This window comes from Pseudomonas sp. PDM31 (genome assembly GCF_019218965.1).
Lineage (GTDB): Bacteria > Pseudomonadota > Gammaproteobacteria > Pseudomonadales > Pseudomonadaceae > Aquipseudomonas.
The window spans coordinates 1-360 of the sequence record NZ_JAHUWS010000038.1; the positions used below are offsets into that span (position 1 = coordinate 1).

Genomic DNA, 360 nt, shown 5'->3' on the forward strand with positions numbered 1-360 from the left:
TTTCTCCTTTCACTGGCCGACGCAGCGGTCAAATATTTCAGCGCCAGACTTCCGCTCTGGCAGCTTTTCCTCATCGTGTCCTGCCTATCGGTGCCCACCCTTGGAACCTGGCTCGGCAGGAACATCAAATCGGGTCGACACTCACCCGTCTCGATGTTCTGGGTGACGATCAGGAGCATTCTGCTGTTGTTAATGTGGATAACGTACTACTCAGCATTACCGTTGATCCCGTCATCAGTAGCTGCCGTGGCGATCTACACAACTCCCCTTTTCATAGCGCTTTTCTCCACCTTTTACGGAGGTGAGCCGTTATCACTGCGGGGTTGGGTTGCGATGGGAATAGGCTTCACGGGTGTCGCC

Annotated in this window: 1 protein-coding gene; it reads left to right on the forward strand. The window is 54.2% G+C overall.

What is annotated here, in order from left to right:
• Window positions 1–12: 12 nt before the first annotated feature.
• Window positions 13–360, forward strand: a 348-nt coding sequence (locus KW839_RS28225) for an EamA family transporter (protein ID WP_371318130.1), incomplete at its 3' end; no start/stop codon positions are given.